Source organism: Isoptericola sp. b408 (genome assembly GCF_030588085.1).
Classification (GTDB): Bacteria; Actinomycetota; Actinomycetes; order Actinomycetales; family Cellulomonadaceae; genus Isoptericola; species Isoptericola sediminis.
Genome location: NZ_JAUQYQ010000002.1, coordinates 494043 through 519111, shown reverse-complemented (window position 1 = coordinate 519111; position 25069 = coordinate 494043). Strand labels below are relative to the sequence as shown.

Sequence of the window (25069 nt, the reverse complement as noted above, 5' to 3'; positions counted from 1 at the left end):
CCAGCCGACGGAACCCTCGTCGACAGCGTGACGATGTCGCAGGAGGAGTTCGCAGGGCCGAGGTCCCAGGTGGTCGCCGCGCGGGCAACCCGTCCATGCTACCCCATCGCCGCCGCGCCCCCGTGCCGGCCCCGCCGTCGTCACGCGACGCCGGTCAGGACCCGCCGTCGAGGATCTGCCGGATCCGGTCCAGCCGTTCACCGACCTGCCGCTCGAAACCCCGGTCGGTGGGTTCGTAGTACCGGCGCCCCGCCAGCTCGTCGGGCAGGTACCGCTGCGCGGCGACGCCGTGCGGCTCGTCGTGGGCGTAGCGGTACCCCTTCCCGTGGCCGAGCTTCTCCGCACCGGCGTAGTGGGCGTCACGCAGATGGGCGGGGACCACCCCGACGCGACCCGCCGAGACGTCCGCGAGCGCCGCACCGATCCCCGCGTACGCGCGGTTGGACTTCGGCGCCGTGGCGAGGTGGACCACGGCCTCGGCGAGCACGATCCGTCCCTCGGGCATCCCGACGAGCTGGACGGCCTGCGCCGCGGCGACGGCCGTCTGCAGAGCGGCGGGGTCCGCCATCCCGACGTCCTCGGCGGCCGAGATCACCAGCCGACGGGCGATGAACCGGGGGTCCTCCCCTGCCGCGACCATGCGCGCGAGGTAGTGCAGCGCGGCGTCCACGTCGGAGCCACGGATCGACTTGATGAAGGCCGACACGACGTCGTAGTGCTGGTCGCCGTCACGGTCGTACCGCACGGCCGCCACGTCGACGGCGCGCTCGACCGTGTCGAGGTCGACGGTGACCGGCTCGTCGGGGGCGACCTCGTCGCGGGCGTCGCTGAGGGCCGCACCGGCCGCCGCCTCGAGGACCGTCAGCGCCTTGCGCGCGTCGCCGCCGGCCATGCGCACGAGCTGCTCCTCGGCGTCGTCGGCCAGCGTCACGGCACCGTCGAGCCCGCGCTCGTCCCGGATCGCCCGCCGGACCAGGCCGCGCACGTCCTCGGCGGTGAGCGGCCGCAGGGTCAGCAGCAGCGACCGGGACAGCAGCGGGGAGTTGACGGAGAACGACGGGTTCTCGGTGGTGGCCGCCACGAGGGTGACCCACCGGTTCTCCACGCTGGGCAGCAGGGCGTCCTGCTGCGTCTTGGAGAAGCGGTGGACCTCGTCGATGAACAGCACCGTCTCCTCGCCGCCGGTGGCGAGGCGACGACGCGCGTCCTCGATGACCTGCCGGACGTCCTTGACCCCGGCGGTGACGGCGGAGAGCTCGACGAACCGTCGCCCGGAGCTCGTCGCGACGAGGTAGGCCAGCGTCGTCTTGCCGACACCCGGCGGACCCCACAGGATCACCGAGCCGGGCGCGGCCCGGCGCGCGGCGTCGTCGGCAGGTTCCACCAGGCGCCGCAACGGGGACCCGGCGACGAGCAGGTGCCCCTGACCGGTCACCTCGTCGAGCGAGGCGGGACGCATCCGGACGGCCAGCGGGGCGCCGGCGCCGCTGCGCGCGACCACCGGCGTGCCGTGCTCCCCGGTCGTCGCGGCGTTGAAGAGGTCCATGGGAAGGAGCCTAAGTCCCGCCGCCGACGATCGCACACCTGTTCGACGGCCGTCCCGGGTGCGGCGGCGCGGGGTGCCGCCGCGTGCGGGCGCCGCTGCTAACCTGTCGCGGCGATGCCCGGGCCGCCGGCCTCGTGGGAGGCCGCCACCCTCCCGACGCCGGAACGACAGACAGGGGCCGACCGTGACGCTGGACGCTTGGCTGACGCTCGCCGTGGTGCTGGCGGTGCTGGCGACGCTCGTGCGCGGTCGGGTCTCCCCGGCCGTGACGGTCTTCGCCGGCGCCGTGGCCGTGATGATCCTCGGGGTGGTGCCCGCCGAGGACGCGTTCTCCGGCTTCTCCAACGCGGCGCCGATCACGGTGGCGGCCCTGTACGTGCTGGCGGCCGGGATCGAGAAGACCGGGGCGCTGACCCCGGTGATGCAGTCCACCCTGGGCGAGGACGGCGCCTATCGCCGCCCCCTGGTGCGCACGCTGGCCCCGACGATGGCGGCCTCGGCGTTCCTCAACAACACGCCGATCGTGGCGATGCTCGTGCCCCAGGTGACCGCGTGGGCGAACCGCCGGCGGCTGGCCGTGTCCAAGATCCTCATGCCGGTCTCGTTCGCCGCGGTCCTGGGCGGGCTGCTCACCGTGATCGGGACCTCGACGAACCTCGTCGTGTCGGGCCAGATGTCCACGTTGGGCCTGGAGCCGATCGGGTTCTTCGAGATCGGCAAGGTCGGGCTGCCGATCGCCCTGGTCGGGTTCGTCGCACTGGTCGCCCTGGCGCCCGTGCTGCTGCCCGACCGCCGGTCGGCACGCGCGGAGATGGAGCAGGAGGGTCGGCGGTTCTCGTTCGAGATGATCGTCGAGCCGGGCGGCCCGGTCGACGGTCGCACCGTCGAGCAGGCCCGGCTGCGCGACCTGTCCGGCCTGTTCCTGGCGTCGGTGGACCGCGGGGACACGATCATCGCCCCGGTGCGTCCCGAGACCGTGCTGCGCGGCGGCAACCGGCTGCACTTCGTGGGGCCGATCGACCGCGTGGTCAACCTGCAGGAGATGCGCGGGCTGCGCTCGGCCGAGATGGAGCACGTGCTCGACCTGGACGAGCCCTCGGTGCGCTACTACGAGGCCGTGGTCGGCTCCCGCTCGCCGCTGGTGGGACGCACGCTGAAGGACGTGGGCTTCCGCGCCACCTACCAGGCGGCGGTGCTGGCGATCCACCGCTCCGGCCAGCTCGTCGAGAGCCGGCTCGGCACCGAACGGATCCGCCTGGGCGACACCCTGATCCTGGTCAGCGACCCCGACTTCCGCGACCGGTGGCGCGACCGTGCGGACTTCCTCCTGGTGGCCGGCCTGGACGGGCACCCGCCGTCACGGGCGTCGCGCAGCTGGATCCCGGTCGGCCTGCTGGCCGCGGTCGTGGTGCTCGCCGCCACCGGCCTGGTGCCGATCCTGCACGGTTCGCTGGTGGCGGCCATCGTGCTGGTGGCCTCGAAGGTGCTCTCGCCGCTGGAGGCACGCCGCGCGATCGACGTCGAGGTGATCGTCGTCATCGCGTCCGCCTTCGGGCTCGCCGCCGCCATGGAGGCGTCGGGCCTGGCCGACGTCGTGGCCCAGGGCCTGGTGGGACTGTTCGGGGACTACGCCCCCTACGGGGTGCTGCTCGGCCTCGTGCTGGCGACCGTGGTGCTGACCGAGCTCGTGACGAACAACGCCGCGGCGCTGCTGATGCTGCCGGTCGCGGTGAGCACGGCCGCCTCGGCGGGCCTGGACCCGCGGGGCGCGGCGATCGCGGTCGCCGTCGCCGCGTCCGCCTCGTTCCTGTCCCCCATCGGCTACCAGACCAACATGATGGTCTACGGCCCGGGCGGGTACCGGTTCACCGACTACGCGCGCCTGGGGTGGATCCTGACGCTCGTGACGGTGGTGGCCACCGTCGTGCTGGTGCCGACCTTGTGGCCGGCACCAGCCTGACGGCGGCGTGCAGGACGGGGCGCGTCAGGCCCCGTCGCCCTCGGGCTCGGCGTCCACGCCGGCCTCCTGGCGCTGCTCCGCGGTGATCGGTGCCGGTGCGTCGGTCAGCGGGTCGTAGCCGCCGCCGGACTTCGGGAAGGCGATGACGTCGCGGATGGACGGCGACTGCGTCAGCAGCGCGACGATCCGGTCCCAGCCGAAGGCGATGCCGCCGTGCGGCGGGGCGCCGAACTTGAAGGCGTCCAGCAGGAAGCCGAACTTCTCCTGGGCCTCCTCGTGACCGATGCCCATGACCTCGAAGATGCGCTCCTGCACGTCCCGGCGATGGATACGGATCGACCCCCCACCGATCTCGTTGCCGTTGCAGACGATGTCGTAGGCGTAGGCGAGCGCGTTGCCCGGGTCGGACTCGAACGTGTCGAGCCACTCCGGCTTCGGGGAGGTGAAGGCGTGGTGCAGGGCGGTCCACGCCGACGTGCCGAGCGCCACGTCCCCGTCGTCGGCGGCCTCTCCCGCCGGCTTGAACAGCGGCGCGTCCACGACCCACACGAACGACCACGCGTCGTGGTCGATCTGGCCGGTGCGCTCGGCGATCTCCACCCGCGCGGCGCCCAGCAGGGCCCGGGAGTCGGTGGTGCGGCCGGCCGCGAAGAACACGGCGTCACCGGGCTGCGCACCGGTGGCCTCGGCGAGCCCGGCGCGCTCCGCGTCGGAGAGGTTCTTGGCGACCGGGCCGCCGAGCGTGCCGTCCTCGGCGAACGTGACGTAGGCGAGGCCCTTGGCGCCGCGCTGCTTGGCCCAGTCCTGCCAGGCGTCGAACTGGCGGCGCGGCTGCGAGGCCCCGCCGGGCATCACGACGGCGCCGACGTACTCGTTCTGGAACACCCGGAACGAGGTGTCGGCGAAGTACTCGGTGAGCTCGACCAGCGGGTTGCCGAACCGCAGGTCGGGCTTGTCCGTGCCGTACAGGCGCATGGCGTCGGCGAAGGTGATCCGCTCGAACGGACGGGGCACCTCGACGTCGACGAGCCGCCAGATCTCGGCGAGCAGCTCCTCGGTCAGGGCGATGACGTCGTCCTGCTCGACGAAGCTCATCTCGACGTCGAGCTGGGTGAACTCGGGCTGCCGGTCGGCCCGGAAGTCCTCGTCGCGGTAGCAGCGCGCGATCTGGTAGTAGCGCTCCAGACCGCCGACCATGAGGAGCTGCTTGAACAGCTGCGGCGACTGCGGCAGCGCGTACCAGGAGCCGGGCGAGAGCCGGGCCGGGACGAGGAAGTCCCGCGCACCCTCGGGCGTGGAGCGGGTCAGCGTGGGCGTCTCGACCTCGACGAACTCGTGCGAGTCCAGCACGCGCCGCGCCGCGGCGTTGACCTTGGCCCGCAGCCGCATGGCGTGCGCCGGCGCCGGGCGGCGCAGGTCCAGGTAGCGGTGCTTGAGCCGGGCCTCCTCACCGATGGTCTCGGTGTCCGCGAGCGCGGTGGAGACCTGGAAGGGCAGCGCCTCGGAGGTGTTGAGCACCTCGACCTCGGTGGCGATGACCTCGATGTCCCCGGTCGCGAGGTTCGCGTTGGCGTTGCCCTCGGGGCGCCGGGAGACCTCGCCGGTGACGCGCAGCACGAACTCGGAGCGCAGCGGGTGGGCGACCTCCTCGTCCCGGATGACGACCTGGGCGATGCCGGAGGCGTCGCGCAGGTCGATGAAGGCCACTCCTCCGTGATCACGGCGGCGATCGACCCAGCCCGTGAGGATGACGGTCTGGCCGATGTGCTCGGCTCGCAACGAGCCGGCCGTGTGGGTGCGGAGCACGGAAGGTTCCTTTCGCACGATGTCGGGAGTCTCACCGTCGGGTCCGCCGACGGAGTGGGGCGCACGCGACGCCCGTGACATCCTACGGGGGCAACCGCCCCGGACTGCGAGGAGAGATCGATGGCCCGCCAGATTGCGACGAACACCACCGTGGGTCGCGAGGAGCTGACCGAGTTCCTGCGGTCCCGTCACCACGGGGTGCTCGTCACCACCCGCGACGACGGGCGTCCGCAGCTCAGTCCGGTGGCCTTCGGCGTCGACCCGGCGGGGCGCGTCGTGGTCTCGACCTACCCGGAGCGCGCGAAGGCGGTCAACCTGCGCAAGCGCCCGCAGGTGTCGTTCATGGCCCAGAGCGACGACTTCGGCGACGCCTGGGTGCAGGTGGACGGCACGGCGGAGGTCCTGGACATGCCCGAGGCCCTGGAGCCGCTGGTGGAGTACTTCCGGGCAGCGGCCGGCAAGGAGCACCCGGACTGGGACGAGTACCGCGAGGCGATGGCGAAGCAGGACAAGTCGGTGATCCGGATCACCGTGGAGCGGTGGGGCCCGATCGCGACCGGTGGGTTCCCGCCGCGGCTCGCCGACGAGGGCTGAGCGGCCCCGGTTCAGCCGCGCAGGCGCCGAAGGGCCCGCCGGGCCCGGGTCACCTGCGACGACGGCCGGGCCTGCAGCTCGACGAGCAGGTCCGCCACGGTGGCGACCGCCGCGTCGGCGACCTGGCGAGGCATCCGCCGGTCGGGGTCGACCCAGCGGGGCGCGGGCGGCTCGGGCACCAGGTCCTCGAGGTCACCGTGCACCCGGACCCCGCGGTCCCGCAGCCACCGGGTCCAGCGCTCGGTGCGTTCGACCACCCACGGGTGGTCGTGCGGCCCGATCGTGATCCGGGCGGCCGGTCTTGAGCCCATGCCGGGCACGACGACGGACTCGATGAGGGGCGAGGCGGCCCCTCCCCGTCGGGCGTCATCACCGAGCTCCCGGTTCAGCCGCCGGAGCAGCCGGGCCTGCGCGACGCCGATCGACTCGTTCACGCGGGCCGCCTCGCGCGGTGCGACGTCGGCCGGGACTCCCAGGGCGTCGAGGAACCTGCGCCAGAGCACGTCCGGTGACCCCGCCGCCGGTGCCGTCACCACGTGGAGCCGGTCGGCGGGCAGGTCCGCACCCCAGACGGTCAGCAGCCGGGGGACGTCGAACGACGCCATGAACCCGAGGCGGTTCTCGCGCGCACGACGCATGTACGCCGCGAAGGACCTCGTGCTGCCGAACTTGACCATCTCCTGCCAGCCGCTCGCCAGCTCCCGGGCGAGGTCGCGTGCCGTGACCACCACGTGCACCTCGTCCCCGGTCCCGCTCAGGTCCTCCAGGACGCGTCGGGCCTGCTCCTCGGACGCCGAGGAGAAGATCTCGTGGCTCACGACGACGTCCCCGCGGGACCGTCGCACGGCGCGCCGGAGCCTCGGCCAGGCGTCCCGCAGCGTGCGCGGGTCCAGCCCGTGGTCCTTGCCGGTGACGTCCAGGGCCGCCCGGTAGTGGATCTCGGGGTCGCGGAGCGGACCCAGCGGGTAGGTCAGGCCGTGGCGCCGCAGGGCTCGCTCGTTGAGCAGGAGCCGGGACTGCAGGGAGGTCGTGCCCGACTTCGGGGCACCGACGTGCAGGAAGATTCGTCGCGGCATCGCAGCACCATGACACATCCCCGTGCGTCGGGCGCGCCGTCGGGTGGCCCTACGATGCCTGCATGGCAGCAGGGCAGATCATCGGGTGGGTGACGGGCCTGGTGGTGGCCCTCGTCGTCGTCACGGCCGTCGTCTGGTGGGTGAGGCGCCGTCGAACGGAACGACGCCGGCGGCAGGACGAGCAGCTGCGGCGCCGCACCCAGGACGCCGGCCAGGTGCTCGTGCGCACCGACGAGCGCGCCCGCCTGGCCGAGGACGAGCTCTCCTTCGCCGTGGCCGAGGTGGGCGACGGCGTCCGGGACGAGTTCGGCCCGACGCTGCAGCGGGCGCGCACGCACCTCGGCGAGGCGTTCCACCTCAACCAGCTGCTGCACGACGAGATCCCGGACACCGACGCCGAGCGGCACACCTGGTCCGGGCGCATCGTCGCGGCGTGCGCCGAGGCCGAGACGCTGCTGGACGACGTCGAGCGGGCCCTGGCCGAGCGTCGCTCCGCGGTGCGCGCGACGCCGGACCTCCTGGAGCAGACCGCGACCCGTGCCGACTCCCTCGCCGACGCGGTGGCCGCGGCCCGCGAGGACGTCGAGCGGCTGCGGGGGCAGTACACCGAGCAGGCGCTGCGCCCCGTGGCGGACAACCCCGAGCAGGCCGAGCGGCTGCTCGACTTCGCCCGGCGCGGCGTGACGGCCGCGCGCAAGCGGCTGGCGGCGGGCCGCAAGGACGAGGCAGCCACGACCGCGCGTGCCGCGGAGGAGTCGGTGCGCCGGGCCGAGGGCCTGCTGGCGGCCGTCGACGACTTCGAGCACGAGGTGCTGCGTGCCGAGGCCGCGCTCGGCGCGGTCGTGGCCGAGTGCCGCGAGGAGCTGGCGCAGGCGCGCGCGCTCCCGCAGCGCACCGGGGCCGTCGACGAGGCGGTCCGCTCCCTCGAGGCGGCGCTGGCGGCCGTCCCTGCCGCGGGCCAGCCGTCGGACCCCGTGGGTGCGCTGACGCGCCTGCGCGGGGCCGCCCAGGGGTTGGACGACGCGGTGCGCGAGCACGAGGAGCGCGCCGCGCAGGCACGGCGTGCCGAGGCGGCCCGCGGCCCCGCGATCCAGGACGCCGAACGGCAGATCGCGGCCGCCCGCGGCGTCGTCGACGACTACCGGGCACCCGTCGGTCCGGACGCGCGGACCCGGCTGGCCGAGGCGGAGCGCGAGCTCGCGGCGGCCCGGGACGCCGCCGACGCGGAGCAGGCCGTGACCCGGGCACGGCGCGCGGCCTCGCTGGGGGCGGAGGCGGCGACGCTCGCCCAGCGGGACCTGCGGGCCCACCACGGGCAGGGCGGCTACGGCCAGGGCGGCTACGGCCAGGGGATGGGACTGCCCCGCGGCCGGTCCGGCTCGGACGTCTTCGGCGCGGTGCTGGGCGGCATGGTGCTCGGCGGGATCCTCGACGACATCGGCGACCTGGGCGACTTCTTCGACTGACGCTCGCGCACGGTCACGGCCGCGGTCACCGTCAGAACAGGGTCGCCGACCGCTCCCCCGGCGCGGTGGGCGCAGCGGCGACCATCGACCCGGCCGGGTAGTCGGCGTCGTCGTGGGGGCGCAGGTCGTCGTCGTAGCGGCCGGTGGCGCCGGAGGCGGCCCGGTGCGCGGACCCCGCGAACCCCCGCTCCTCGAGCAGGGGCCGCACCCGCTGCCAGAGCCAGTCCCGGTACCCGTCGTGCACGTCGGCACCTCGGGCGAAGACGCGCCGGTAGCCCGCCACCCGGTCTGGGTGCTCCCGGGCGAGCCACTGCAGGTACCACTCCCGCACGCCGGGCTTGAGCCGCAGCGGGACGACCGTCACGCCCGTCGCGCCCGCGTCGGCGATCGCGTCGAGCAGCCGCGTGAGGTGGTCCGTGGAGTCCGTCAGCCACGGCAGCACCGGGGCGACCATGACACCGCACGGCAGGCCCGCGGCACGGATCGTGCGGACGAGGTCCAGCCGGGCCTTCGGCGTCGGCGTGCCGGGTTCGACGGCCTGCTGGAGCTCGGCGTCGACGAACGACAACGAGACACCGAGACCGACGTCGACGTGCGTGGCGGCGTCGGCTATCAGCGGCAGGTCACGGCGCAGCAGCGTGCCCTTGGTGAGGATCGAGAACGGCGTCCGTGAGTCAGCGAGCGCCGAGATGATCCCGGGCATGAGCCGGTAGCGCCCCTCGGCGCGCTGGTACGGGTCGGTGTTTGTGCCCAGCGCGACCGGCTCGCGCCGCCAGGAGGGCCGGGCCAGCTCGGCGCGCAGCACCTGGTCGACGTTCGTCTTCACCACGACCTGGGAGTCGAAGTCGGTCCCCGCGTCCAGGTCGAGGTACTCGTGCGTCGGGCGAGCAAAGCAGTTGTGGGCGACCACACCGTTGGCCACGAAGTCGCCTGTTCCTGTCGTGATGTCGACCATCTCCTGGTCGAAGCCACAGGCCTCGACCATCACGACACCGAGGTCCACCGAGGTCTTCAGCGCCATACCCGTCACGGAGAGCTTGCGGACGATCGCGGGCCGGACGAGGTGGAAGAACCGTTCCCGCGCCGCGAGACCACCTCGCACACGCACGCGCGCCACGCCGTTCGGTTGTGGAGGCTCGAGCGTGTGGTCCAGGGCGAACCGCCGGAGGGAATCGGCCACCTGGGCCAGGATCGCCTCGTCCTTGTTGGCGATCCTCACGATCCCCCGGGAGCACGAACCCTCAGCGTCGAAGATCCCTGACAGAAAGCCCCTCGACCATTCCGCGCTCGGCACCGCCGGCCACTCGATCAGCCTTCTGATCGCATCGACGTCCGCCGACCGCGCGGTGTGCAGTGCGCTCATGGCGCGACGTGTCTCCGTCGCGGTCACGAACGGACGACGTCTCGTGACGATCCCGTCGAGGGCCAAGTACCGGGCGGTCCGGTCGAGACCCTCCCGGTCGGCCAGGGCGAGGCGGAACATGCACACGCGGGCACCGCCCCGCGATGTCCTCGGGTAGGTCTTCTCGACGATCATGCCGTCGCCGCGGATCATCCCGGTGAGATAACCGCGCCGGTAGTCGCGCGACTCGGTACTGCCTGTGCCGTCTTCCGGCCGGCCGGTACCGAACCCCATCAAGGAGTCGTTCGTCGTGAGGTGCGGGCGCTGCGTGCCTGGTGGCCCGGCGGCGACGTGCTTCCATCCACGACCCCGGGCCAGGAACCGGTGCTCGGCGCTCGCCACGATCTCGGTGCCGTCGCGCAGGATCACCCGGTAGGCGGGTTTCACCGACGTCCATCGCGCCAGCACCGTGGTCTCGACGAACCGTCGGTAGGTCCCCTGGCGGCGCGTGCCGACGATCCGGTCACCGACGGACACCTGGCCGATCGGCTTCTGCGTGCCGTCCGCCATCAGGACGAGCGTGGACGGAGAGACGCAGTAGGTGCACGCGTGAGAGCAGCCGCGGTAAGGGTTGACCGTCCACCGGAACGGCATGCGCGAGGCGGCCGGCACCTTGGACAGCGCACTCTTGGCCATCACCTCGTGGAAGGTGATGCCGGCGAACTCCGGGGTGCGCGTGCTGCGCACGAGGCCGAGCCGGGCCAGCCCCGGCCGCTCCAGACCGGGCAGCGCCCCGTCGTCGGCCGTCGTCGCCTGCCCGTCCCATCGCACCCCCGTAGTCGAACACGCGTTCGACGACGGGTCAAGGGACGCGGGTCACCCGCAGGGGCGGGGCCTCACTCCCCCGGGACGACCCGGGGGTGCAGGTCCTCGGCGGGCGGCGCCCAGGTCGTCGGGTCCGCCTCGACCTGCTCGCCGGAGCGGATGTCCTTGACCTGGTGCTCCTCGCCCGGGAACCAGACGAACGGGATCCCGCGACGGTCGGCGACCTTGATCTGCCTGCCGAACTTCGCCGCGGACGGGGCCACGTCGGTGGGGATGCCACGGGCCCGCAGGGCCGCGGCCACGGCGTCGGACTGCGCACGGTGGTCCTCGTCGGTCACGGCGACCAGCACGGCGGTCGGCACCCCGCGCGTGGCGGTCATGAGTCCGGCGGAGAGCAGCCGCGAGACGAGCCGGGAGACCCCCACGGACAGCCCGACGCCGGGGTAGGTGTTCTTGCCGTCGGACGCGAGCGTGTCGTAACGGCCGCCGGAGCAGATCGAGCCGAGCTGCTCGTGGCCGACCAGCACGGTCTCGTAGACGGACCCCGTGTAGTAGTCGAGGCCGCGGGCGATCTTGAGGTCGGCCACCACGACGCCCGGAGCGCGGGCACCCGCCGCCTCGATCAGCGCGCCGAGCTCGGCCAGGCCGGTCTCCAGCAGGTCCGTGGCGGCGTCGTACCGCGCCGCGAGCTTGCGCACGTCGTCGACCACGGTCGTGTCGCTGCCGTGGATCGCCGCCAGGTCGAGGCAGGCGGCGGCCTGCTCGGCCGTCGCGCCCTGCTCGGCGACGAGCAGCTCGGCGACCTTCTCCACGCCGATCTTGTCGAGCTTGTCGATCTGGCGCAGCACGCCCTCGACGTCGCTCAGGCCCAGCCCGCGGTAGAACCCCTCGGCCACCTTGCGGTTGTTGACCAGGACCCGCACGGGCGGCAGCCCGACCTCGCGCAGGGCGCCGAGCGCCTCGGCCATGACCAGCGGCACCTCGACCTCGTAGTGGTAGGGCAGCTCGCCCGCGCCGACCACGTCGATGTCGGCCTGGACGAACTCCCGGAACCGACCCTCCTGCGGCCGTTCACCACGCCAGACCTTCTGGATCTGGTAGCGCTTGAACGGGAAGGCGAGACGTCCCGCGTTCTCCAGCACGTACCGGGCGAACGGGACCGTCAGGTCGAAGTGCAGCCCGAGCTGCTTCTCGCCACGTCCACCGTCCGCGGAGGTGTCCTCGCCCTCCTCCTGGAGGCGGCGCAGGACGTACACCTCCTTCGACGTCTCGCCCTTGCGCAGCAGCTGGTCGAGCGGCTCCACCGCGCGGGTCTCGATCCCCGCGAACCCGTGCAGCTCGAAGGTGCGGCGCAGCACGTCCAGCACGTGCTGCTCCACCACGCGACCGTCGGGGAGCCATTCGGGGAAACCGGAGAGAGGGGTGACGCGAGCCATGGGGACGATCTTCCCACGATCCCGGACGGTGCCCGGGCCACGTCCACCGCTGCCGTCAGGCCGGCAGGAACGGGTTGGCCGCCAGCTCCCGGCGCACCGTGGTCGTGGGTCCGTGCCCCGGGACGACGCCGAGCGCCGGGTCGAGGGCGCGGACGACGTCGCGCAGCGTGGCGAGCATCGCGTCCACGTCCGCGCCCGGCAGGTCGGTGCGCCCCACCCCGCCGGCGAAGAGGACGTCACCGCTGAGCACGACACCCGGTCCGCCGTCGCTCCCGTCGACGAGGTAGAGGGTCGACCCCTCGGTGTGCCCGGGGGCGTGCACGGCGTGCAGCGTGACGTCCCCGGCCACGATCTCGGTGGTCGACCCGTCGAAGGGCTCGACCGTCGCCGGGACCCGGTAGTCCCGCGGGTCGCGGCCGAAGTCGCCGAGCGCCTGCGCCAGCGCGCTGCTGACGCTCGTGGCCGCGGCGTCGTCCCCGCCGCGCAGGATCGTGCCGAACGGGTCGTCGATCCGGTAGGCGTCGGCGGCGTGCAGTCGGAGCGGCACGTCGAACCGGGCGCACAGCGCCGCGGCGTCCCAGGTGTGGTCGACGTGCCCGTGGGTAGCCAGCACGGCCCGTGGCACGAGCGAGCGGTCCGCGACGAGCTGTGCCACGCGGTCGGCCGTGCCGGCCCCCGCGTCGACGACGACGCAGTCGCGCCGGCCGTCGTCGCGGACGGCGTCGGCGACCACGACGCAGCAGTTGGTGCCGAACACGGGGGCGACCACGACATGCACGTCCATGGCGCCCACCGTAGTGCCGGACGGCGGGCCGTCACCGCCCGCGGGCCCGGATGCCGGAGTTCGTGCGGATGACCTGGGTCGCGAGCCCTAGACTGTCGGAGGCGCACGGTTGTCGTGCGCCGAGGATCCGAGGAGGCCGACGGACGGTGGCGCCGAGCAAGCGCGAGCGCGAGTACGCCCGGAAGCGCGAGGCGAAGTTCGCCGCGCGCCGACGCGCCAAGCAGGAGCGCCGTCGCCGCATCGGCATCGTCGTGGCGATCGTGGCGATCCTCGGCCTGGTCGGCGGCGGTGCGCTGGTCGCGGGGCTCACCGCGTCCGAGGACGCCCCCGTCGCGTCGGGCGTGGAGACCCCGGCCGGCGCGGCGTGCCCGCTGGGATCGACGGAGGCGCGCGACGGCGGTGAGCTGCCCGACCCATCGGTCGCCGAGGACCGGTCCTGGACGGCCTCGCTCGACCTGTGCGTGGACGGGGTCACCGAGACCGTCGAGCTGGAGCTGGCGGGAGCCGACGCACCGCAGGCGGTGGCGAGCTTCGTCGCGCTGGCCGACCAGGGCTACTTCGACGGCACCCAGTGCCACCGCCTGACCACCCAGGGGATCTACGTCCTGCAGTGCGGCGACCCGACCGCCACGGGCACCGGTGGCCCCGGCTACTCGTTCGGCCCGGTGGAGAACGCGCCCGCGGACGACGTGTACCCGGCCGGCACCCTGGCCATGGCCCGCCGCGGCGGCGACGCCGCGTCGATGGGCTCGCAGTTCTTCCTCGTCTACGAGGACTCGACCATCCCGTCCGACGCAGCCGGCGGGTACAAGGTGTTCGGCACCGTGACGTCCGGCCTGGACCTGATCCAGGCAGTCGCTGACGCGGGCACGGCCGACGGAGCCGGTGACGGCTCCCCGGTCAGCCCCGTCATCATCGAAGGAGTGGAGACCCAGTGAGCGAGAGCACCCCCGGCTCGGCCGGCCCCGAGAACGTCGAGGCCGCCGAGCAGGCACAGGCCGAAACTCCTGGCGCCGGGACCGAGCGGTCGACGAACGCACCGTCCGACCCGGCACCGTCCGACCCGGCACCGTCCGCGCCCGAGGCCCCCCGGCCGTCGGCACCGAAGCCCTCGGCGCCGAAGCCGGGCCCGCCCGGAGCAGGCGCGCCCAAGCCGTCGGCGCTGCACCGGCCCACGCCCCGGACGGCGCCGACCCCCACCACCCCGGCCGCCCCGGTCCCCCCGGTGCACGACGCCGCCGAGACCGCTGCGGCCGCCGCCTTCGGCCGGGTGGACGACGACGGCACGGTGCACGTGCGCGAGGGCGACGGAGAGCGCCCCGTCGGGCAGTACCCGGGTGTCCCGGCCGAGGAGGCGCTGTCGCTCTACGTGCGGCGCTACCTGGACCTCGTGGCGAAGGTCGCCCTCTTCGAGACCCGCCTGGACAGCGCCGACCTGGCGATCCGCGAGATCGACCAGACGCTGGCCAAGCTGGCCGAGGAGACCACCGAGCCGGCCGCCGTCGGCGACCTGGACGCCCTGCGGAAGCGGGTGGAGCAGGTCCGCTCCCGCGCGGGCGAGCGTCGCGCGGCCCTGGAGGCCGAGCGGGTGGCCGCCAAGGAGCGTGCCGTCGAGGCCCGGACCGAGATCGTCGAGGCCGCGGAGAAGATCGCGGCGACCGACCCGGAGAAGATGCAGTGGCGCCCGGCGGGCGAGGAGCTGCGCAACCTGCTCGAGCGCTGGAAGGAGTCGCAGCGCACCGGCCCCCGCATCGACCGGCCGACCGAGGAGTCGCTCTGGAAGCGGTTCAGCCAGGCGCGCACCGCGTTCGACCGCGAGCGCCGGCACTTCTTCGCCGAGCTGGAGCAGCGCAACGCCTCCGCGAAGGCCGCCAAGGAGCAGATCGTGGCGGAGGCCGAGGCGCTCCAGCACTCCACCGAGTGGGGTCCCACGACCCGCGAGTACCGCGACCTGATGAACCGCTGGAAGGCTGCGGGCCGGGCGCACCGCAAGGACGACGACGCGCTGTGGGCCCGCTTCCGGGCGGCCCAGGACGTCTTCTTCGGTGCCCGGGACGAGGCGAACGCGGCGATCGACGCCGAGTACGGCGAGAACCTCAAGGTCAAGGAGGCGCTGCTGGCCGAGGCCGAGGCGCTGGTGCCCGTCAAGGACGTCAACGCCGCCAAGGAGGCGCTGCGCGGCATCCAGGACCGCTGGGAGGAGGCCGGCAAGGTGCCGCGGGCGGACCTGTCCCGCGTCGAGGGTCGCCTCCGGGCGGTCGAGAGCGCGATCCGGGACGCCGAGGACGACAAGTGGCGCCGGACGAACCCCGAGACGCAGGCGCGCGCGGAGGGCGCGGCCGCCCAGCTCGAGGAGGCGATCTCCGGCATGGAGTCCGAGCTCGCCGACGCCGAGGCGGCCGGGGACGAGCGCTCCGCCGACGAGATCCGGGGCGCCATCGCGGCGCGCAAGGCGTGGCTGGAGCAGATCGTCAAGGCTGCCGAGGACTCGCGCGGCTGACGCACGTCCTGTGGACGCCGCCCGGCGTCCACAGGACGACGGCCGCCGGGCGGTCGGCGCGGCGACGGGTCCCTAGGGTCGCTGGCTGAGACCGCGCGTCCAGCCCGGAGGTGACCGCGTGCCCGCCGTCCCGACGTCGGCCCCCCGTCCGTTGCGCGAGCTGCTGCACGGGCCGGGCCCCGCACCGCCGGTCGTCCGCCCGGGGGACGTCGGCGGCCGGGCCGCCTGGCAGACCCTGGTGCACGAGGGCGTCCTGCGGGTGCTGCGGGTCGACGCCGCGTGCCCGGCGGGCCGGGTCGTGGACGCGGCGCTGCGCGCCTCGGTGCTCGCCCCCGAGGTCCCGGCCGGCGCCGTCGTCACCGCACGCACGGCCGTCTGGGTGCACACCGGACGCGGCCGGCCGGAGATGCTGGACCTCACCTACCCGGCGGGCCGCCACCGTCCCGAGCGGCCCCGGGGTGCACGGCTGTGGCAGGGCCACCTGCTCGGTCCCGACACCCGGCGGCTCGGGGGCGTGGCCGTGACGACACCGCAGCGCACCCTGGTCGAGCTGGTGCTGCACGGCGCCCGGAACCCGGAGACGACCCTGCTGGCCGCCGCGCTCCTGCGGGCCGGCGCCGACCCGGGGCGTGCGCGACGCGCGATCGAGGCCCGGTCCCGGGTCGCCGCGCGCGGACCCGCGCACGCCGCCCTGTCCGCCGCGGCCGCGACGCTCGTCGGCGTGGAGTCCGCGCACCGGTGACGGCCCCGGCGTAGGTTGGGGTCCATGCCTTCCGCGGGAGCCGTCGAGGTCGAGGTCGCCGGTCGTCGGGTGCGGGTGTCCAGCCCGGACCGGGTCGTGTTCGGCGACCTGGGAATCACCAAGCTCGAGGTGGTCGAGTACTTCCTCGCCGTCGGCGACGGGATCCTCGGCGCGCTGCTGGACCGGCCCACGACGCTGGAGCGGTGGCCCAAGGGCTACTCCCCCGACGCCGTGATGGCGACCCGCCAGGACTCCCACGGCGACGCCTTCTACCAGAAGCGGATCCCGAAGGGCGCGCCGGACTACGTGCGCACCGCGCGGATCGCCTTCCCGTCCGGCCGCACGGCCGACGAGGTGGCCCCGACCGAGCTCGCCGTGATCGCCTGGGCGGCCCAGCTCGGCACCCTGACGTTCCACCCGTGGCCCGTCCGGCGGGACGACGTCGAGGCCGTCGACCAGCTCCGCATCGACCTCGATCCTCAGCCCGGCACGGACTTCGCCGACGCCGCGCGCGCCTCGCTGACCTTGCGCGAGGTGCTCGACGAGCTCGACCTGGTCGGCTACCCGAAGACCTCCGGGGGCCGAGGGCTGCACGTGTTCGTGCCCGTCGCGCCGCGCTGGAGCTTCGTCCAGGCCCGACGCGCCACCATCGCGATCGGTCGCGAGCTCGAACGACGCCTGCCGGACGCGGTGACGACCCGCTGGTGGAAGGAGGAGCGGGGGGAGCGCCTGTTCGTGGACTACAACCAGATGGCGCGCGACCGCACGATCGCCTCGGCGTACTCGCTGCGGCCCAACCCCCGGGCCACGGTCTCGACACCGCTGGACTGGGACGAGGTCACCGAGGTCCACCCGGACGACTTCACCCTGCGCACGGTGCCCGAGCGGTTCGCGGCGCGGGGCGACCTCTTCGCCGCCCTGCGGGCCGACCGTGACCCGGCCCTGGACTGCTCGTTGGAGCCGGCGCTGGAGCTGGCGCGCCGGGACGAGACCGAGCACGGGCTCGGCGACCTCCCCTATCCCCCGGAGTACCCGAAGATGCCGGGCGAGCCGCTGCGGGTGCAGCCCAGCCGGGCGAAGGACCGGCCGCCGGACGACTGACGGTCCTCGTCAGGGCCGGGTGCGGTACCGGAGGAAGACCGCGCCGGCGGCGAAGGGCCGGCTCTCCACGAGCTCCAGGGCCGTGCGCATCCCGTCCGGGAAGGCGCGGGTGCCACCGCCGAGCACGTGCGGGGCGACGAACATCTCGATCTCGTCGACGAGGCCCGCGCGCAGCGCCTCGGCCGCGACCGTCGGGCCCGCCACCTCGACGACGCCGTCCGCGCCGGCCGCGATCTCGGCGAGGCGCTCGGTGGTGAGTCGCGGTTCGAGGGTCGTGCGGGGAGCCGCGAGCGCGTCGAGCGAGTCGGAGCAGACGATCTTGTCCCGCCCCGCCCACAGGTCGGCGAACTCCTGCTCGACCGCGGAGTCCGCCTCCCAGTCGTCCCAGACCTTCAGCGTCTCGTACATGGCGCGGCCGAGGACGAACGTGCTCAGCTCACGGACACGGCGGTTGACGAAGGCGTGCATCTCCTCGCTCGGCGCGGTCCACCGGAAGTCGCCGTCGGGGTCGGTGACGTACCCGTCGAGGGAGCAGGTCATGCTGAATCTCACGGTTCCCATGCCGTGCCGACCTCCCGGGACCCCGGAACTCATCGGTCGATGCCCGGGGCATCGGGCAGGATCGTCGCCAGGTCGTACCCGACGGGTTCGACGAGCTGGTCGTACGTGCACGAGCCGGGGTCGCGGTCTGGTCGCCAGCGCTTGAACTGCGCGGTGTGCCGGAACCTCCGCCCCTCCATGTGGTCGTAGCCGACCTCGAGGACCCGCTCGACCCGCAGCGGGGTGAACGACAGGTCCTTGCCCGCGCTCCACCGCGACTGCGCGCCGGGCCGCCGCTCCCCCGCGCTGCCGTCCGCGACGGCGGGATCCTGCCAGTCGGCCCACGGGTGGTCGCCCGCCGCGGACGTCCCCGGCTCGACCCGCAGCGGTGCGAGCTCGTCGTACAACGCGGCGCGACGCGCGGCGGGGAAGGACGCGGCGACCCCCACGAACTGCAGCGACGGCCCGGCGTCCTCCCCGGCGCCGTCCAGGTAGAGGCCCAGCAGGAGCGAGCCCACCAACGGCCGGTCGGCCGTCGAGGTCTTGTGCTCCCGCAGACCGGCCAGGACGACGTCGGCCGTCCGGGCGTGCTTGACCTTCCACCACCCCCGCTTGTTGGGCTGGTACGGCTCGTCGTCGCGCTTGGCCACGACCCCGTCCAGCCCCGCCCCCTCGAACGCCGCGAACCACTCGCGGGCCGTGGCCGCGTCGTCGGTGCGCGGCGTGGCGTGCACCCGGGGGTCGTCCAGCCCGAGCCCGTCCAGCCGGGCGAGCCGCTCGGCCAGCGGACGGACCGACAGGTCCTCGTCGTCGAGGGCCAGCACGTCGAAGACGACGAGGGTGGCGGGGACCTCCTCGGCCAGGCGCCGGACCCGCGAGTCGGCCGGGTGGATGCGCTGGCTCAACGCGTCGAAGTCGAGGTGGGCGTCGGGACGGCCCGGGCCGGGCGGACGGGCGACGACGATCTCGGCGTCGACGACGCACCGCGACGGCAACGCCTCCCGCACGGCGTCGACGACCTCCGGGAAGTAGCGCTGCATCGGCCGGGCGTTGCGCGAGTCGATGCGCACCTCGTCGCCGTCGCGGTAGACGATCGCGCGGAACCCGTCCCACTTGGGTTCGTACACCCAGGCTGCGCCGTCGTCCGGCTGGTCGGGCACCGCGGCGACCGACCGGGCGAGCATGGGTCGGATCGGCGGGCGGAGCGGCAGGTCCATGCCGGTGAAACTACGCCCGTCGGGGCGTCACCGCCCGGTCAGGCGTCGGCGGGTGCCTCGGGTGCGTCGGAGCCGACGTCCTCGGCCTTGGTGCCGGTGATGCGGTAGACGTCGAAGACGCCGTCGATCTTGCGGGCGGCGGCCAGCACCTGCTGCAGGTGCGCCGGCTCGGCCATCTCGAAGACGAACCGGGAGATCGCGATGCGGTCCGTCGACGTGGAGACCGTCGCCGAGAGGATGTTCACGTGGTGGTCGGACAGCACCCGCGTCACGTCCGACAGCAGCCGGGACCGGTCGAGGGCCTCGACCTGGATCTGGACGAGGAACATCGTGTTCGCGCCGTTGGTCCAGGACACGTCGACGATCCGCTCGGGCTGCTCGCGCAGCTGGGCGAGGTTCGCGCAGTCCGCGCGGTGCACGCTCACGCCCGCACCCCGCGTGACGAACCCGACGATCTCGTCGCCGGGGACGGGGGTGCAGCACTTGGCGAGCTTGACCCAGATGTCGTCCATGCCCTTGACGGCCACGCCCGGGTCGCCGGTGGAGCGCGAGCGGCGCACGGCCTGACCCGGCCGCGCGACCTCGGCGGTGTCCTCGGCCGTGCCGTCCTCCCCGCCGAGGGACTTCACGAGCGTCTCGACGACGTGCTGGGCGGAGACGTTGTTCTCCCCCACCGCGGCGTACAGCGCGGAGACGTCGTCGTAGCGCAGGTCGTTGGCCAGCCCCACGAGCGCCTCGTGGCTCATCAGGCGCTGGATCGGCAGGTTCTGCTTGCGCATCGCCCGCGTGATCGCGTCCTTGCCGCGCTCGATCGCCTCGTCCCGGCGTTCCTTGGTGAACCACTGGCGGATCTTGTTGCGCGCCCGGCCGGACTTCACGAAGTTGAGCCAGTCCTGGGACGGTCCGGCCGTCTCGGCCTTGGAGGTCAGCACCTCCACGACGTCGCCGTTCTGCAGCGGCGAGTCGAGCGGCACCAGCCGTCCGTTGACGCGTGCGCCCATGGTCCGGTGACCGACCTCGGTGTGCACCGAGTAGGCGAAGTCGACCGGGGTGGCACCGGCCGGCAGCGCCATGACCTCACCCTTGGGCGTGAAGACGTAGACCTCGGCCGCACCGATCTCGTAGCGCAGGGAGTCGAGGAACTCGCCCGGGTCGGCCGTCTCGCGCTGCCAGTCCACGAGCTGGCGCAGCCAGGCCATGTCGTTCGCCCGCGGGTCGTTCGACCCGCCCTTGCCGGCGCGCGCCGTCTCCTTGTACTTCCAGTGCGCCGCGACGCCGTACTCGGCGCGGCGGTGCATGTCGTGCGTGCGGATCTGGATCTCGACCGGCTTGCCGCCGGGTCCGACGACCGTCGTGTGCAACGACTGGTACATGTTGAACTTCGGCATCGCGATGTAGTCCTTGAACCGGCCCGGGACCGGGTTCCACCGCGCGTGCAGCGCACCGAGCGCCGCGTAGCAGTCGCGCACCGAGTCCACCAGGACACGGGTGCCGACCAGGTCGTAGATCTCCGTGAAGTCGTGCCCGCGCACGATCATCTTCTGGTAGATCGAGTAGTAGTGCTTGGGGCGGCCCGTCACCGTCGCGCGGATCTTCGCCCCACGCAGGTCCGCCGAGATCTGCTCGCGCACCACACCGAGGTACTCCTCGCGGGCGGGGGCCCGCTCGGCCACGAGGTGCACGATCTCGTCGTAGACCTTCGGGTACAGGGTCTGGAAGGAGAGGTCCTCCAGCTCCCACTTGATCGTGTTCATGCCCAGCCGGTGGGCCAGGGGCGCGTAGATCTCCAGGGTCTCGCGGGCCTTGCGCGACGCCGAGGACCCGGAGACGTACTTCCAGGTGCGGGCGTTGTGCAGGCGGTCGGCGAGCTTGATGACCAGGACGCGGATGTCCTTGGCCATCGCCACGACCATCTTGCGCACGGTCTCGGCCTGCGCCGCGTCGCCGTAGGTGACCTTGTCCAGCTTCGTGACGCCGTCGACGAGCATCGCGATCTCGCTGCCGAAGTCCCGCGTGAGGTCGTCCAGCGAGTAGTCGGTGTCCTCGACGGTGTCGTGCAGCAGCGCGGCGGCCAGCGTGGCGCCGTCGAATCCCAGCTCGGCCAGGATCGTGGCGACCGCCACGGGGTGGGTGATGTACGGGTCGCCCGACTTGCGCTGCTGACCGCGGTGGGCGCGCTCGGCGATGCCGTAGGCACGCTCCAGCACGCTCAGGTCGCTCTTGGGGTGGTTGGTGCGCACCGCCTGGAGCAGCGGCTCGAGCGCCGGCGTCGAGGGGGTCGCACCGCCCAGACCGAGGCGCACGAGGCGGTTGCGCACCCGGTTCCCGGCTCCGGTGGAGGAGGATCGGGGCGCGTCGGCGGCAGAGCGGGTCTGCGTGTCGTCGCTCACGAGCACCTCCTTCGCCCATCGCCGCCGGGGTGACCTCCGGGACGGCAAGTCTACGTCCCCACCCGCAACAGGGTCTCGACGGTGTGGTCACCGAGCCGGGCCCGACCGCCCAGGGCGGCCAGCTCGAGCAGGAACGCCAGTGCCACGACCGTCCCCCCGCAGCGCTGCACCAGCCGGGCGGCGGCCTCGGCCGTCCCACCCGTGGCGAGCACGTCGTCGACCACGAGAACACGCGCACCGGGCTGCAGTGTTCCCCGGCGCAGCTCGATGGACGCCGTGCCGTACTCCAGCTCGTAGTCCTCGCGCTCGACCGGCGGCGGCAGCTTGCCCGCCTTGCGCAGCGGGACGAAGCCCACGCCGAGCCGGGTGGCCAGCGGCGCGCCGAGGAGGAACCCGCGCGCCTCCATCCCGGCGACCACGTCGACGCCGCCGTCGGCCTCCACCAGGGAGGCGAACGCGTCGGTGACGTCGGCCAGGGCCGCACCGTCCGCCAGCAGGGGCATGATGTCCCGGAAGACGACCGGCGGGTGCGGGTAGTCCGGGATGTCCTGGATGAGCGAGCGGATCTCGGCCGCCCTGGCCGGACCGAGCCCGGCCAGGGCGACCACCGAGATGTCGTCCTCGATCACGGGTGACGTCACCTGCCGCCGCGCTTCCGGCGCGGCTGGGACCCGTGCCCCTGGTGATGCCCCGGGATCAGCTGGGACCGTCCGGCGGCCACGGCCGCGAGCTCGGCCTCGTGGCCGCCCTCGTCGGCCAGGCGACCCCGCTCGGCCAGCACCTCCTCGGTGTGGCGGCGGATCTTCGGCTCGCGCTGGCGCAGCGACACGTCCAGCGGCGTGGCCAGGAAGATCGACGAGGCCGCACCGACCGCGATACCGACGAACAGCGAGAGCGAGAGGTCCCGCAGGGTTCCCGCGCCGAGCACGAAGGCACCGAGGAAGAGGATGCCCGCCACCGGGAGCAGGGCCACCACGGAGGTGTTGATGGACCGCACCAGGGTCTGGTTGACGGCCAGGTTGGCCCGCTCGGCGTAGGTGTTGCGCGACTGGTCGAGCACACCGGTGGTGTTCTCGCGCACCTTGTCGAACACGACCATCTTGTCGTAGAGCGAGAAGCCCAGGATCGTCAGGAAGCCGATGATCGTGGACGGCGTGACCTCCCAGCCGATCAGGGCGTACACCCCGGCGGAGATCAGCAGGTCGCTGAGCATCGCCAGGATGCCGGCGACCGACATCCGCCAGGCGCGGAAGTACACGGCCATGAAGGCCGCCGCGAGGAGGACGAAGACCGTCACGCCCCACAGCGCCTTCTCGGAGACCGACTCGCCCCACGTGGGGCCGACGAACGAGGAGTCGACGTCCGCGGCCTCGACGCCGTACCCGGCGGCGAGGGCCTCGACCACGGCCGTCTCGTCGGCGCCGGAGACCTGCGAGGTCTGGACCCGGACGGCGTCGCCGCCGACGACCGCGACGCGCGGCTCGTCCTCCGGCAGCACCTCGTGCACGGCGTCGACGGCGACCGACTGCTCGGTCGTCGACGTGCCGTTGACCGTGAACTCCGAACCGCCCCGGAAGTCGATCCCGAGGGTGAGGCCCTTGGTGAGCAGGATGATGATCGAGGCGATCCCCAGGACGCCGACGATCGAGAACCAGACCCGCCGCTTCGCGACGATCGGGTAGGAGCGACGACCCGTGTACAGGTCGTTGCCCCACTGGGCGAAGGTCATGCTGCCGGCCATCAGCGGCTCTCCTCGTTCTCGCCGGGGACGGCGTCGTCACGGCGTTCGTCGGTCCCGGGGTCGTCCGGCGGCCCGTCCGCGGCGGCCGCACGGCGCTGCGCCGCGCGGCGCTCGGCGATCGTCATCCGGCGACCGGAGTCGTCGGTGCTCGGCGCCGGCGAGGCGGTGGCCCCGGCGAAGGCGGGCACCGGTTCCTTCTCGGGCTCCTCGGAGGTCTCCGGTGTCGGCTCCGGCGTCGAGAAGCGCCCCGCCCCCACGTACCGGGGGCCGCTGGTGCTGCGCAGGCGCTCGGGCGAGAGCCCGGACAGCGAGTGACCGTCGCGGAAGAACGGCACCTTGGTCAGCAGCTGCAGCGTCGGGTGCGTGAACCAGAAGACCACGGCGATGTCGATGATCGTCGTCAGACCCAGGGTGAACGCGAAGCCCTGCACCCCGCCGACGGCGAGGAAGTAGAGCACGATCGCGGAGATCAGCGTGACCGACTTGGCGGCCAGGACGGTGCGCTTGGCCCGTCGCCATCCTCGCTCGACCGCCATCGCCATCGAGCGTCCGTCACGCATCTCGTCCCGGATGCGTTCGAAGTACACGATGAACGAGTCCGCGGTGAAGCCGATGGCCACGATCAGACCGGCGACGCCCGCCAGGGACAGGCGGTAGTCGATCGTCCAGGACAGCAGCGCGATGAACACGTAGGTGATGGCGCCCGCGATGAGCAGCGAACCGACGGTCACCAGACCCAGGGTGCGGTACTGGAAGAGCGAGTAGACGACCACCAGGGCCATACCGATCAGACCCGCGATGAGACCGTTGCGGAGCTGCTCGGAGCCGAGCGTGGCCGAGATCGTCTCCTGGCTCTGGACCTCGTAGGCGATCGGCAGCGAGCCGAAGCTCAGCTGGTTGGCCAGCGTGGCCGCCGAGTCCCGGGTGAACGACCCGGAGATCTGCGCCTGGCCGTCGGTGATGATCACACCGGGCGCCAGCGACGGGGCCGAGATGACGAGCCCGTCCAGGACCATCGCGAACTGGTTGCGCGGGGACTCCAGGCTCTGCAGCCGCTCGGTGACCTGGCGGAACTCCGTGGTGCCCTCGGCGTCGAACTCGATGTTCACGACCCACTCGTTGGTGGTCGTGCCGTTGGGGCCGGAGCCGAGCCCGGAGCTGGCGTTGCTCAGGTGCGTGCCGTCGACCTCGACCGGGCCGAGGACGTACTTCAGCATGCTGCCGTCGTTGGAGCAGGTGACCAGGACCTGGTCCGGGTCCGCCCCGCCGCCACCGGCCAGGTTGGCCGGGTCGGTGCAGTCGAGGGCGTCGAACTTCTCCTGCACGGCGGGCGTGATCTGCGCGAGGTCGGAGGCGTCGGTGGGGTCGACGTCCTGCGCCTCGGTCGCGATCTGCTCGTCGAGCGCGGCGAGCTCCTCCGGGGTGGCTCCGGCCGGGGTCTCGCCCTCGGCCGCGTCGCCCTCGCCCTCGGCCGCGTCGCCCTCGCCGGACCCGTCGGCGCCCTCGGACGCCTCCGCGGACGGCTGCTGGGACGGGATCCCGAGCTCGTAGGCCAGGACCGGGCGGAAGCGCATCTGCGCCGGCTGGGAGACGAGGTCGATCGTCGCCTGGGACACCTCGCCAGGGATGGAGACGACGATGTTCTCGCCACCCTGGTTGACGATCTCGGCCTCGACGACGCCGGAGGAGTCGATGCGCTGCCGGATCACGTTGATCGACTCGTCGATCGCCTCCGGCGTGAGCTCGGAACCATCCGTCGACGTCGGCGTCAGGATGATCTGGGTCCCGCCCTGCAGGTCGAGAGCGAGTCCGGGTGCCAGGCTGGCGCCGCCGGGGTTGTCGTCGCTCTTGGGGTCCAGGTAGGTCCCGACGAGGAGGGCCACGAACGGCACCACCATCGACAGGAGCGCGAAGACCACGAGCGTGCGTACCGGACGCGAGCGCCGCGTGCTGGAGTTGGCCACTTGGTTCTCTTCCCGTGTGCGCGCCGCCGGAGCGGAGCG

Annotated in this window: 19 protein-coding genes; 7 read left to right on the top strand and 12 right to left on the bottom strand. The window is 73.3% G+C overall.

Annotated elements, in window-relative coordinates; all coding sequences use genetic code 11:
- Positions 1–154: 154 nt before the first annotated feature.
- Positions 155–1546 carry a replication-associated recombination protein A gene (locus Q6347_RS08075; RefSeq protein ID WP_304607108.1) on the bottom strand — a complete coding sequence of 464 codons (1392 nt, stop codon included), beginning with the start codon at positions 1544–1546 and terminating at the stop codon, positions 155–157.
- A gap of 184 nt (positions 1547–1730) precedes the next feature.
- Between Q6347_RS08075 and Q6347_RS08070 the strand changes: the two genes are divergently transcribed.
- Complete coding sequence (locus tag Q6347_RS08070) at positions 1731–3506, top strand: SLC13 family permease (RefSeq protein WP_171248225.1); 1776 nt, start codon at positions 1731–1733, stop codon at positions 3504–3506.
- 24 nt (positions 3507–3530) lie between these two features.
- Here Q6347_RS08070 and aspS read toward each other — a convergent pair whose 3' ends face one another.
- The gene (aspS, locus tag Q6347_RS08065) at positions 3531–5312 is read right to left on the bottom strand and encodes an aspartate--tRNA ligase (protein ID WP_304607107.1); all 1782 of its coding nucleotides are present in this window, start codon (positions 5310–5312) and stop codon (positions 3531–3533) included.
- A gap of 120 nt (positions 5313–5432) precedes the next feature.
- Here aspS and Q6347_RS08060 point away from each other — a divergent pair, with 120 nt between their 5' ends.
- Entirely contained in the window at positions 5433–5906 is a 474-nt protein-coding gene (locus Q6347_RS08060) for a PPOX class F420-dependent oxidoreductase (protein ID WP_171248223.1), read from the top strand.
- Between the two features lie 11 nt (positions 5907–5917).
- On the opposite strand, the gene Q6347_RS08055 is transcribed toward Q6347_RS08060, so the two are convergent.
- Complete coding sequence (locus Q6347_RS08055; RefSeq protein ID WP_304607106.1) at positions 5918–6982, bottom strand: hypothetical protein; 1065 nt, start codon at positions 6980–6982, stop codon at positions 5918–5920.
- Between the two features lie 62 nt (positions 6983–7044).
- Here Q6347_RS08055 and Q6347_RS08050 point away from each other — a divergent pair, with 62 nt between their 5' ends.
- Positions 7045–8448 carry a hypothetical protein gene (locus tag Q6347_RS08050; RefSeq protein ID WP_304607105.1) on the top strand — a complete coding sequence of 468 codons (1404 nt, stop codon included), beginning with the start codon at positions 7045–7047 and terminating at the stop codon, positions 8446–8448.
- Positions 8449–8479: 31 nt separating this feature from the next.
- Here the strand turns inward: Q6347_RS08050 and Q6347_RS08045 are convergent, their stop codons facing one another.
- The 3 genes from Q6347_RS08045 to Q6347_RS08035 all read right to left on the bottom strand — a co-directional run bounded on the left by Q6347_RS08045 (position 8480) and on the right by Q6347_RS08035 (position 12835).
- Positions 8480–10621 carry an intein-containing Rv2578c family radical SAM protein gene (locus tag Q6347_RS08045; protein ID WP_369810821.1) on the bottom strand — a complete coding sequence of 714 codons (2142 nt, stop codon included), beginning with the start codon at positions 10619–10621 and terminating at the stop codon, positions 8480–8482.
- Between the two features lie 65 nt (positions 10622–10686).
- The gene (gene hisS, locus Q6347_RS08040) at positions 10687–12051 is read right to left on the bottom strand and encodes a histidine--tRNA ligase (RefSeq protein ID WP_304604082.1); all 1365 of its coding nucleotides are present in this window, start codon (positions 12049–12051) and stop codon (positions 10687–10689) included.
- A gap of 55 nt (positions 12052–12106) precedes the next feature.
- Positions 12107–12835: an MBL fold metallo-hydrolase gene (locus Q6347_RS08035; protein ID WP_304604083.1), complete on the bottom strand. Its 729-nt coding sequence runs from the start codon at positions 12833–12835 to the stop codon at positions 12107–12109.
- 146 nt (positions 12836–12981) lie between these two features.
- Between Q6347_RS08035 and Q6347_RS08030 the strand changes: the two genes are divergently transcribed.
- The 4 genes from Q6347_RS08030 to Q6347_RS08015 all read left to right on the top strand — a co-directional run bounded on the left by Q6347_RS08030 (position 12982) and on the right by Q6347_RS08015 (position 17178).
- Positions 12982–13773 (top strand): peptidylprolyl isomerase, encoded by a 792-nt coding sequence (locus tag Q6347_RS08030; protein ID WP_304607104.1) that lies wholly within the window; start codon positions 12982–12984, stop codon positions 13771–13773.
- On the top strand, positions 13770–15335 hold the full coding sequence (locus tag Q6347_RS08025) for a DUF349 domain-containing protein (RefSeq protein WP_171248216.1): 1566 nt from the start codon (positions 13770–13772) through the stop codon (positions 15333–15335). The genes Q6347_RS08030 and Q6347_RS08025 overlap by 4 nt, the downstream gene beginning before the upstream one ends.
- Before the next feature lie 118 nt (positions 15336–15453).
- On the top strand, positions 15454–16077 hold the full coding sequence (locus Q6347_RS08020; protein ID WP_304607103.1) for a hypothetical protein: 624 nt from the start codon (positions 15454–15456) through the stop codon (positions 16075–16077).
- Positions 16078–16101: 24 nt separating this feature from the next.
- The gene (locus tag Q6347_RS08015) at positions 16102–17178 is read left to right on the top strand and encodes a DNA polymerase domain-containing protein (RefSeq protein ID WP_304604086.1); all 1077 of its coding nucleotides are present in this window, start codon (positions 16102–16104) and stop codon (positions 17176–17178) included.
- A gap of 9 nt (positions 17179–17187) precedes the next feature.
- On the opposite strand, the gene Q6347_RS08010 is transcribed toward Q6347_RS08015, so the two are convergent.
- Genes Q6347_RS08010 through secD form a run of 6 tightly spaced genes read right to left on the bottom strand, consistent with a single transcriptional unit; the run spans position 17188 to position 25030 of the window.
- Positions 17188–17739: a dihydrofolate reductase family protein gene (locus Q6347_RS08010; protein ID WP_304604087.1), complete on the bottom strand. Its 552-nt coding sequence runs from the start codon at positions 17737–17739 to the stop codon at positions 17188–17190.
- A 29-nt stretch (positions 17740–17768) separates the two neighbouring features.
- Entirely contained in the window at positions 17769–18935 is a 1167-nt protein-coding gene (locus tag Q6347_RS08005; protein ID WP_304604088.1) for an ATP-dependent DNA ligase, read from the bottom strand.
- A 38-nt stretch (positions 18936–18973) separates the two neighbouring features.
- The gene (locus Q6347_RS08000) at positions 18974–21325 is read right to left on the bottom strand and encodes a bifunctional (p)ppGpp synthetase/guanosine-3',5'-bis(diphosphate) 3'-pyrophosphohydrolase (RefSeq protein WP_304604089.1); all 2352 of its coding nucleotides are present in this window, start codon (positions 21323–21325) and stop codon (positions 18974–18976) included.
- A gap of 50 nt (positions 21326–21375) precedes the next feature.
- Complete coding sequence (locus Q6347_RS07995) at positions 21376–21951, bottom strand: adenine phosphoribosyltransferase (protein WP_304604457.1); 576 nt, start codon at positions 21949–21951, stop codon at positions 21376–21378.
- An 11-nt stretch (positions 21952–21962) separates the two neighbouring features.
- Positions 21963–23066, bottom strand: coding sequence for a protein translocase subunit SecF (secF, locus tag Q6347_RS07990; RefSeq protein WP_171248210.1), 1104 nt, complete (start codon positions 23064–23066; stop codon positions 21963–21965).
- The gene (secD, locus tag Q6347_RS07985; protein WP_369810820.1) at positions 23066–25030 is read right to left on the bottom strand and encodes a protein translocase subunit SecD; all 1965 of its coding nucleotides are present in this window, start codon (positions 25028–25030) and stop codon (positions 23066–23068) included. Before secD ends, secF begins: the two co-directional genes overlap by 1 nt.
- Positions 25031–25069 lie beyond the last annotated feature (39 nt).